8 protein-coding genes and 1 pseudogene are annotated in these 9,585 nt (G+C 48.5%); 4 read left to right on the top strand and 5 right to left on the bottom strand.

Going from position 1 to position 9,585, the window contains the following annotated elements; all coding sequences use genetic code 11:
• Positions 1-592, top strand: a pseudogene (locus VN105_RS15815) (hypothetical protein); the annotation flags it as partial.
• Here the strand turns inward: VN105_RS15815 and VN105_RS15820 are convergent.
• On the bottom strand, positions 593-2,197 hold the full coding sequence (locus tag VN105_RS15820) for a gliding motility-associated C-terminal domain-containing protein (RefSeq protein ID WP_325642497.1): 1,605 nt from the start codon (positions 2,195-2,197) through the stop codon (positions 593-595).
• Positions 2,198-2,390: 193 nt separating this feature from the next.
• Positions 2,391-3,464, bottom strand: a complete 1,074-nt coding sequence (locus VN105_RS15825; protein WP_325642498.1) for an RluA family pseudouridine synthase — start codon at positions 3,462-3,464, stop codon at positions 2,391-2,393.
• Between the two features lie 112 nt (positions 3,465-3,576).
• Between VN105_RS15825 and lipB the strand changes: the two genes are divergently transcribed.
• Entirely contained in the window at positions 3,577-4,287 is a 711-nt protein-coding gene (gene lipB / locus VN105_RS15830; RefSeq protein WP_325642499.1) for a lipoyl(octanoyl) transferase LipB, read from the top strand.
• A 2-nt stretch (positions 4,288-4,289) separates the two neighbouring features.
• Here lipB and VN105_RS15835 read toward each other — a convergent pair whose 3' ends face one another.
• The 3 genes from VN105_RS15835 to VN105_RS15845 all read right to left on the bottom strand — a co-directional run bounded on the left by VN105_RS15835 (position 4,290) and on the right by VN105_RS15845 (position 7,390).
• Complete coding sequence (locus VN105_RS15835; RefSeq protein ID WP_325642500.1) at positions 4,290-4,967, bottom strand: hypothetical protein; 678 nt, start codon at positions 4,965-4,967, stop codon at positions 4,290-4,292.
• Positions 4,968-5,079: 112 nt separating this feature from the next.
• Positions 5,080-5,964 carry a 1-aminocyclopropane-1-carboxylate deaminase/D-cysteine desulfhydrase gene (locus VN105_RS15840; RefSeq protein ID WP_325642501.1) on the bottom strand — a complete coding sequence of 295 codons (885 nt, stop codon included), beginning with the start codon at positions 5,962-5,964 and terminating at the stop codon, positions 5,080-5,082.
• 85 nt (positions 5,965-6,049) lie between these two features.
• Positions 6,050-7,390 (bottom strand): alpha-L-fucosidase, encoded by a 1,341-nt coding sequence (locus VN105_RS15845; RefSeq protein ID WP_325642502.1) that lies wholly within the window; start codon positions 7,388-7,390, stop codon positions 6,050-6,052.
• Positions 7,391-7,521: 131 nt separating this feature from the next.
• On the opposite strand from VN105_RS15845, the gene VN105_RS15850 reads away from it, so the two are divergent.
• Together VN105_RS15850 and VN105_RS15855 are read left to right on the top strand one after the other, a co-directional pair.
• The gene (locus VN105_RS15850; protein WP_325642503.1) at positions 7,522-8,424 is read left to right on the top strand and encodes a sugar phosphate nucleotidyltransferase; all 903 of its coding nucleotides are present in this window, start codon (positions 7,522-7,524) and stop codon (positions 8,422-8,424) included.
• Positions 8,415-9,512: an aminoglycoside phosphotransferase family protein gene (locus VN105_RS15855; protein ID WP_325642504.1), complete on the top strand. Its 1,098-nt coding sequence runs from the start codon at positions 8,415-8,417 to the stop codon at positions 9,510-9,512. The genes VN105_RS15850 and VN105_RS15855 overlap by 10 nt, the downstream gene beginning before the upstream one ends.
• Positions 9,513-9,585: the final 73 nt, after the last annotated feature.

Genomic DNA, 9,585 nt, shown 5'->3' on the forward strand with positions numbered 1-9,585 from the left:
CTTCTACACCCGGAAAGGAAATTATAATTACTACACCGCAGAATTATACGCTAATCTTTTCTTTACCAAAGGCACGGTATGTACGGATGAACAGGGTGAAGATCCTGAGCGTTCCAGCGGTAGCCTGGCCCGGCATAAGGCACAGCTGAAACAGCTGATCTTTAACCCGGGGAAGCCCATTCGCGGCGTGCCCATTGTAGGGGCTAAAGTAGCCATTTTCAACAGCGAGGTAATGCGGTTTTACGACTTTTCCATTACTGCAGAAAACTATGTGGATGGCACCTCCTGTTATGTATTTACCGCCAAAACGAAGCCCGGGCTGAACCGGATCGACCGCGCCGATGTAGTGATCGATGAGCTCATCACCTGGTTTAATAAGGATAACTTTGAAATTGTGGGCCGCAAATACGCCCTTTCGTATAAAACAATGCTGTTTGATTTTAATGTGAAGATGAATGTGCAGATGACCAAATACAATGGTCTCCTGATCCCCGCACTGGTTACCTATAACGGCACCTGGAATGTGCCTTTCAAAAAAAGGGAAACCGCCGTTTTTGCGGCAAAATTCCTCAATTTTACCGGTGCGCAGTAACTAATTCACCAACGTGATAGTCCCTGTTTTATGCACGGCAAACCGGGTGATCACTTCTTTATAATCCACTATCCATACATAGGTGGCAATATCTGCTAAAGTGCCATTCACGCGCCCGTTCCAGCCTACCTGCGGATCGGTGGTATAAAAGATCCGTTCTCCCCAGCGGTTATAAATACTAAGCGTATAATCGTATATAGGACACCGGTATACCGGCCGGAAATAATCGTTTCTTCCATCTCCGTTAGGAGAAAACGCAGTAGGGAAAAACAGCTGGCACTGGCAGTCGTGGTATTTTACCTCTATGGAGTCAACAGATGTTCCGCAGCTGTTGGTAGCCACCATGGCGTAAAACCCGGGCCGTGTAACAGTGTACATAGGTGTGCTGGTGCTGTCCTGCCATTTGTAGGTGCCGCCGCCGGCGCCGGTGGCGCGCAGCTGGTATACCTCATTCCTGCAGAGCAGTGTATCGGGGCCGAGGTTTACCCGCAGGGTGTCCTCAAATCTTACGGAGATGCTGTCCATCGATTCGCAGCGGCCTATTTGTGCATGCACGTAGTAGAAGCCCGGTTTGGTAACGTAATACGTGGCCTGGTCGGAGCCATCCTGCCAGAGGTATTGCCCGTTGCCAAAATCTGCCGTGAGCACCAGGAAATTGCCTTTGCAGATACTGGTGTCATTACCGAGGTCCAGTTTTTTTAAGCGGTTATAGTTAATGAAGATGGTATCTACCACGCTGCAGGTATTGTTGATTTCCACCAGCGCCCACAGGTTGGTGGTACTGCTGATGGTAACGGCCGGGGTGGTGGCGCCGGTACTCCATTCCCAGCCAGTAGCTTGGGGAATGTTGGGAGCCACCCGGATAGATTCACCCGGGCATAGCAGCGTATCCGGGCCCAGCGAAAAAGGATAAGGGGCGCCGGTAAAGGTAATGGTGATCTCGTCTGATACAGTGGGGCATCCTTTCGGGAACACATCTACGTGATAGGTACCGGAGGTATACACATCCTGCGTGGGTTCCGTATTGCCGGTATTCCAGAGATAAGTACAGTTTTGCGCGGTGGCATCCAGCGCAATATGTTCACCGGTGCAAAGTATAAGATCTTTACCAAGCGCTATTTCCGGGATAGGCGTATAGAACACATTCACGGAATCAGGATTGGGGCAGCCGTTTATTTTTACTTTATAGGTAGCGGAGGTGTCCACGAGAATGCTGCTGTTGGTAGAGCTGTCTTGCCAGAGATAGGTAGCGCCGGGAATAACAGGCGCCTGTAAGGTCATGGTGCCGCCTTCGCACAAAGTAATGTCCTGGTCGCCCAGGTCAAAGATCACGGGCGTAACAATGGTAAGGGATTGCACGGTAGTATCTGCAACGCCGTTACGCCAGGCAATGAGGGTATCGGAATACGTGCCGGTGCTGGTATAAATATGCCAGGCGTGCATGCTCCGGGAGGAATCTTTATCTCCCGAAGGGGGATCATTAAAGAACCATTTCACCGAGTCGATACCCGCCGGGTTAGTGATCAGGAAAAAAGAAGTGTCGTTTACACAGGTAGATGATACTGCGAATGGGGTATTCTGCGCGTTGGCTTTGCTGATAAACATACTGCACACCAGGAAAACCGGTATAAGTAATAAGGATCGACAGGGAATAGATATTTGGTTTCTCATGCAATTGACATGGGTAATTGCCGCTAAGATAACCTAAACATGTAGAATATTTATAATAATAAGTATGATTTTTATGATAAGATGATTTTAGCGGAGGAAGTGCTCCGCTAAAACCATTGCAGGCGGGTTACTCGCCATCATCTTTCAGCGGTCTTGCTGAAATATATCTTTTCCATTTTTCCAGAACGGAGGTAAAGTCGGACGGTAACTGGCTTTCGAAGTGCATTTTTTCGCGGGTACGTGGGTGTATAAAGCCCAGTTGCTGTGCATGCAGGGCATGACGGGGCATGATATCGAAGCAGTTTTCCACGAATTGTTTGTATTTCGTGTATACAGTTCCTTTAACGATGCGGTTACCGCCATAGGTTTCATCGTTGAACAGGGAGTGGCCGATATGCTGCATGTGTACGCGGATCTGGTGGGTGCGGCCGGTTTCCAGCCGGCATTCGATCATGGTTACATAATTGAACCGTTCCAGTACGCGGTAATGGGTAATGGCTTCCTTGCCATATTCGCCGTCGGGGTAGGCATCCATGATCTTACGCAGGCGCTGGTGCCGGCCTACATGGGCTACAACGGTGCCTTCGTCTTCTTCAAAATCGCCCCATACCAGTGCAATATAGCGGCGATGTACAGTGTGGTCGAAGAACTGTTTGGCCAGGTCGTTCATGGCTTTGTCGGACTTGGCAATAACCAGCAGCCCGCTGGTGTTTTTATCGATACGATGCACCAGTCCGAAGCGGGGAAGTTCAGGTTCTGTGGCCTGGGTTTTATCGCCGAGGTACCAGGAGAGGCCATTTACCAGGGTGCCATCGCGGTTACCGCAGCCGGGGTGTACCACCAGGCCGGCGGGTTTGTCGATGACCATTATATCGTCGTCTTCATATACAATATTCAGCGGCAGTTCCTGCGGAATGATATCCGTATTTTCCGGGTTCTTATTGGAAAACACAACGATCCTGTCCAGCGGCCTGATCTTGTAATTGGCTTTAACGGGTTTATCGTTCACCAATACCATTTCACCATCCAGGGCCTGCTGGATCTTATTGCGGGTAGCGCCTTCTATGCGGTTAGTAAGGAATTTATCAATACGGATGGGCTCCTGGCCCTTATCCACCACCATATTGATCTTTTCATACAGTTCCTCGCTGCCATCCCCGTTATCCAGCTCATCTTCCAGTTCCAGCAATTCTTCAGCCATTAATACAATTTTTTGCAAAGGTAAAGTTTAGTTGGCAGTTTAGCGGTTATGAGGGTAAATGTTCCGTATCACGGCGATTTGGCGTACCTTTGCGCAGCTGAAAAAGACCAGTATGATCATGGATAAAGCCAAACAGAAGATTGTAGTAAAAGACCTCGGCGTAATAGATTACCAGGCCGCCTGGGATTACCAGGAGCAATTGCTGAAGGAAAATGTGCAGTTGAAAACCCGCGCGGCTGGCGGGTTGCCGGGAACCACTACCAATTACCTGTTGTTTTGCGAACATCCTCCTGTGTATACTATTGGTAAAAGCGGGCATATGGAAAACCTGCTCATTTCCCGGGAAGAGTTACAGGAGCGGGGCATAGGCTTTGTGCCTACCAACCGCGGCGGTGATATTACTTTTCATGGCCCCGGCCAGGTGGTGGGTTATCCTATCCTGGATCTCGAAAATTTCTTTACGGATATCGGCAAATACCTGCGTTGCCTGGAAGAGGTAATTATCCGCACACTGGCGGAGTATGGTGTAACCGGCGACCGCTCCGCCGGGGAAACCGGTGTATGGCTGGACCCGCACAATAAAGTAAAGGCCCGTAAAATATGCGCTATGGGGGTACGTTGCAGCCGCTGGGTAACCATGCATGGTTTTGCGCTGAATGTAAATACCCTGATGGATTACTTCAATAACATCATTGCCTGTGGCATTGCCGACAAGCAGGTGGCCTCACTGGACAGGGAAGTGGGCGGCCCGGTAAGCCTGGAGGAAGTAAAAGCTAAGCTGAGCAAACATTTCGGCGAAGTGTTCAGCGCCGAAATGATATAACCTTACATTTTATAGTTCAATGGAATAAACAGGTTCCATTTCTCCTTTAATTTTCCATCCTCGAATATTTCGAAGTTGAACCATCCTGCATGCATGAAAATGGCTTTCTCCAGGATGAGGAAGGGTGCTTTCACCTGGTCTATATCAAAAAGGAAAGTACCGTTGGATTCATAGAACTTAACGGAATATTTTTTCTGCAGGGCATCCGGCAGTTTTATATTGATATTACCATCAGCTGTAGTGTAGATGTAATTGGAGGGATGCCAGGAAACCCTTTCCGGTTCCTGCTCTTTACCCCTAAGCCCCTTTGAGGCATCCATGATATCGGCATACTGCAGTTTCTGGTCCGCACGGATGGTGCTGTCCGACAGGGCCAGTACGGTTTTGCTGTACATAAAGCGCCCGTTGGTAAACAGGATGAAGAGGCGGTAATAATTGGTACCCGGCAATGGCTTATTATCAAGATAGGCATTCCTTGTTTGAGTAGGATAGCTGGCGTAGCCAATGGTATTAAAGTTCAGCACGCTGTCGAGAGAGCGCTGTACGCCTATTTCTTTTACCTGTGTGAAGCCGGAGATCCAGTCCAGTTGTATTCTACCGGTTTTGATAGAAGCGGTAAAATCGGGTAACACAGGCGGCATAAACTGCTGGTCCTGTGCATTTCCAGCAAATCCGGTCAATAAAAAAATTCCAATAACAAAAGTGATACGCACAAACTGCTTCATACTGATTATTCCGTGAGCTCTTAAAGTTGGCAAAAATACACTACCGTTCAAATATAATGAACAGTTTTTAAAAGGATAGAACGCCGGGAGGCAGGGAAAGATTGCCCTGAAGGCCGCCGGTATGTATCAGCAGTATGTTACTGTTTTCCGGGAAGTAGCCCTGCTGCGCCAGTTCCCCGAAGGCCATTGCCAGTTTACCTGTGTAAATAAAATCTGTAGGGATGCCTGTTTCGTTATAGAAACTATTGATAAAATCTATAAGGGCGGGCGATTTTTTTGCATAGCCACCGCCATGGTATTCATATAAAAGCTGCCAGTGGCCGGTACCGCCGGGGCGAAGGAGGCCGGCTACTTCTTTTTCAAGGTATTGTGCGCCTTTCAGCACCGGGATACCGGTTACCTGCTGGTATGGCTGCGCGCTGTTGATAAGGCCCGCAAGGGTAGTGCCGGTGCCCGCTGCGCAGAGAATGTGTGTATATGGAGCTGTGGGCAGAACTGAAAGGATCTCTTCACAGCCTTTGGCGCCGGCTGCGTTGTGACCGCCTTCGGGAACAATATGGTAACCGGGGTATGATGTTTCCCCGGTTTTGTGATCCCGGTAATCTTCCCGGCTGATGAAAACCAGCTCCATGCCGTTGTTTGCTGCGGTTTGAAGCGTATGATTCAGCTGGTGGCGATGCTCTTCTCCCCTGATAACCCCGGTACACGGCAGGCCCGATTCCTTACAGGCCAGGGCAGTAGCGGCAATATGGTTGGAGTAGGCGCCGCCGTAGGTAAGGATCCCATTACAGCCATTTGCTTTAGCCGCTGCAATGTTGTATTTCAGTTTAAACCACTTATTCCCTGATATTTCCGGGTGGATCTTGTCCAAACGCAGCATAGCGGCGCTGAGACTTGCCGGCAGCCAACCGGTGCGAAAGGAATCAAGGGTAATATGATCGTAAGAAAGCATGCGCGGTTAAGTGATATCGGAAAAAGACCGGGGAGATGAAGGCATACTGCAGCCTTCATCTCCCCAAATATAAAATCAAATTTGATTAATCATTGGTCAGGAAGCCCCCCTGGCCCCTGTACAGCTTTACCGGCTTATCCAGTTTTACTTTCAGCACGGTGATGTATTTATACTGCACATTTTCCGGCACATCAATGAATACCAGTCCTGGTACGGCGCTCCAGGAAATTTTGCCTACCACTTTGTGCGTCAGCCGGCTGTTATTGCCCAGCACGGTGATACTTTCAATTTTATTGGACAGGCCTTTCACCATTACCTGGCCGCTGGTTTTGGCGGGGAGGAACAGGTAAAGGGTGGTGGAGTCTTTAGACAGGGTAGTAGGGCCATAGAAGTGACCCTGGGGGATACCGCCGATGGTATTGAACACGGCTTCGCCGTTGCGTTGGTTCCAGGCGCCCAGTTCTTTCAGCACGTGCACTTCTTCTTCAGGGATGCTGCCATCGGCTTTGGGGCCGATATCGAGGAGGAGATTACCGCCATTGCTTACGGCGTCCACAAAGATGGTGATGATCTCGAAAGGTGTTTTCCAGTTGGTATCCTGCGGCTGCCAGCCCCAGTTGCTGTTGATGGTCATGCAAAGTTCCCACCAGTGATACTTTGGGCGTGATACCGGGAAATTCTGTTCAGGGGTTTCATAATCGCCGTAGCCTTGTAAACGCCCGTTGATAATGGTGTTGGGGTTATGTGAGGTGAGCATCTGCCGCATTTTAGGCGCTTCCCATTCCTCTGCGGAATGTTCCCAGTCGCCGTCGAACCACCACAGGTCGGGGTTGAACTTTGTCATTACTTCGGCCATTTGTCCTTCATAGAACTGCAGGAAGCGCTGCCATCTTTCGGGCTGGGCTTTGATATCGTAACGGTTACTGTCTTTCAGGAACTGCGGATAGTCCTTGTGGCTCCAGTCGATCAGGGAAAAATAGGCACCACATTTGATACTATCGCGCCGCAAAGCCGCGTAGAGAGGGGTGAGCACATCTCTTTTCGCCGGTGTACTGTTAGCAACATCCAGTTTACTGTATTTGCTGTCCCACAGGGCCACGCCGTCGTGGTGTTTGGTGGTCATTACCGCATAGCGGGCGCCGGATGCTTTAATAAGATCGGCCCATGCCTGCGGGTTGTAATTATTTGCAGTAAAGCCTTTGAGCTGCTGCATGTAATCAGGGTAAGATATTTTTTTGTTGTGGAATGACCAGGATTCATCTACTCCTTTGACTGAATAGATGCCCCAGTGGATAAAAATGCCCAGCTTGGCATCGGCGAACCACTGCATTTTTTCTTTGATGTCATCCGGATTTGTTTTCTGTTGCGCAGTAGCAGTGGTAAAAAGCTGCATGGCAAGGGCTCCCAGCACTAATAATCTCTTCATTGTTCAGTTTAATTAATCTTTAAAAAAGGCGTTATCCACAAAAAGAAAGTGTGAAAATAGTTTTAATGATTAAATTTAGCGCCGATATTTTTAGGTAAATAGTTGACACTTATAAAACTAATATCAGAAAAATGCAACCGACTTTATTGATTCTGGCGGCCGGTATGGCCAGCCGATACGGCAGTTTAAAGCAAATCCAGAAATTTGGCCCCAGCGGTGAAACTATCATCGATTACTCTATTTACGACGCTATCAGCGCCGGTTTTGGAAAAATAGTGTTCATCATCCGCGAGAATTTTGCAGCAGATTTCAAAGAGATCTTTGAACCGAAGCTCAAAGGCCGCGTGGCTGTTGATTTTGTATACCAGGAAATGGATGCTTTTTTAGATGGTCATGCGGTGCCGGCTGACAGGACCAAGCCGTGGGGTACTGCCCATGCGGTGCTTTGCGCGAAGAACGCTATCAATGAGCCATTTGCAGTGATCAATGCAGATGATTTCTATGGTACCGATGCTTTCGTTAAAATGGCGGAGTTCCTGAACAACGGCTGTAAGCCCAACGTATATAGCGTGGTAGGGTATGAACTGGGTAAAACGATCAGTGAGCATGGTTCTGTTTCCCGCGGTGTGTGCGAAGTGAGCGCAGACGGGAACCTGGCTGCTATCAATGAAAGAACGAAGATATACCCGGAGAACGGACAGATCGTTTATGAAGAAGCTGATGGCAGCAAGCACCCGTTGGCCGCCAACACGCCGGTATCCATGAACTTCTGGGGTTTCCATCCGAGTGTATTTGAGCTGAGCCAGGGTCTTTTCAGTGAGTTCCTGGAGAAGAACAGCAGCAATCCCAAGTCTGAATTTTTTATTACGATAGTAGCCGATGAATTTACCCGCCGTGGCATTGGCACGGTGAAGGTAATACCTACCAGTGCAAAATGGTTTGGCGTTACCTACAAAGAAGATGCACCAGGCGTGCAGGCCAGCTTATCGGGGCTGGTTGAGAATGGAGAATATCCAGACAATTTATGGAAATAAAACCCAACAAAAGCATCCTTCAGGCTTTTGGACTTGAGCCTGAAGGATTAAATGTCCGAAAATTTGGATCAGGACACATCAACAACACTTTTTTGTTAGAAAAAAAGCAGGACGGCAGTAGCTACGTTTTACAAAAGATCAATGTAAACGTATTTAAGGAACCAGGGGTCATCGCCGCCAACCAGAGAATGGCAGCAAACTACCTGGCAGTACATCATCCCGGCTATCTGTTTATTACGCCGATCCCCACGGTTAACGGGGAAGAGCTCTTTGTAATTGACAACGAATACTGGAGATTGATCCCTTTTATTGCGGATTCCGTAACGGTGGATCAGGCCGACAACCCAAAGCAGGCGTATGAAGCAGCCAGACAATTTGGCCGCCTCGCCAGTTACCTTTCGGGTATTGACCTGAAGCCGTTTAAAGCTTCGATTCCAAACTTTCACAACCTGACCCTCCGGTACAGTGCTTTCCAGGAAGCGATCCGGACGGCGAAGGACAACAGGAAAGTTGCAGCAGAAGAGATGATTGAAGATTTCCTCCGCTATTCTGACATCGCAGTAACGTATGAACAACTGAAAACAAATCCTGAATTCAGGGATCATCTGATGCACCACGATACCAAAATCAATAACGTATTGCTCAACAAGGATACTTATGAAGGTATTTGTGTATGTGATTTGGATACCCTGATGCCCGGAAAAATCATCTCAGACCTCGGCGATATGGTACGCACTTATGTTTGCCCCGTGTCTGAAGAAGAAAGGGATTTCAGCCAGATCGTTATCCGCGAAGAATACTACGAAGCCCTTATGCAGGGGTATCTCGCAGAGATTGGCGGTACTTTGACAAAAGTAGAAAAGGAACAATTGTTCTTTGCCGGGAAGTTCATGATCTACATGCAGGGGATACGCTTCCTCACCGATTATCTGAATGGTGATGTGTATTATCCCATCAAGTATCCGACACACAATTACGACCGCGCAAAAAACCAGCTGGTTTTACTGCAGCGGCTCATGGAAAAAGAAACAGTACTGCAGGATATCATCGACAAATGCCTGCACGTAAACGTAACAAGCGAACAGTAGTGAACAGTAAATGAAATCATTTTTTAGAACGTGAACAGTAATGAAATGAAATCATTTTGGTCCCGGTGCTTCC

This window comes from Chitinophaga sp. (genome assembly GCF_035564935.1).
Taxonomy (GTDB): Bacteria; Bacteroidota; Bacteroidia; order Chitinophagales; family Chitinophagaceae; genus Chitinophaga.

What these genes read in the sequence shown, in the direction of transcription:
- VN105_RS15820 (WP_325642497.1), bottom strand. Translation starts at nt 2,197, where the DNA reads ATGTTTATCAGCAAAGCCAACGCGCAGAATACCCCATTCGCAGTATCA.
- VN105_RS15840 (WP_325642501.1), bottom strand. Translation starts at nt 5,964, where the DNA reads ATGCTTTCTTACGATCATATTACCCTTGATTCCTTTCGCACCGGTTGG.
- VN105_RS15855 (WP_325642504.1), top strand. Translation starts at nt 8,415, where the DNA reads ATGGAAATAAAACCCAACAAAAGCATCCTTCAGGCTTTTGGACTTGAG.
- VN105_RS15850 (WP_325642503.1), top strand. Translation starts at nt 7,522, where the DNA reads ATGCAACCGACTTTATTGATTCTGGCGGCCGGTATGGCCAGCCGATAC.
- lipB (WP_325642499.1), top strand. Translation starts at nt 3,577, where the DNA reads ATGATCATGGATAAAGCCAAACAGAAGATTGTAGTAAAAGACCTCGGC.
- VN105_RS15845 (WP_325642502.1), bottom strand. Translation starts at nt 7,390, where the DNA reads ATGAAGAGATTATTAGTGCTGGGAGCCCTTGCCATGCAGCTTTTTACC.
- VN105_RS15825 (WP_325642498.1), bottom strand. Translation starts at nt 3,464, where the DNA reads ATGGCTGAAGAATTGCTGGAACTGGAAGATGAGCTGGATAACGGGGAT.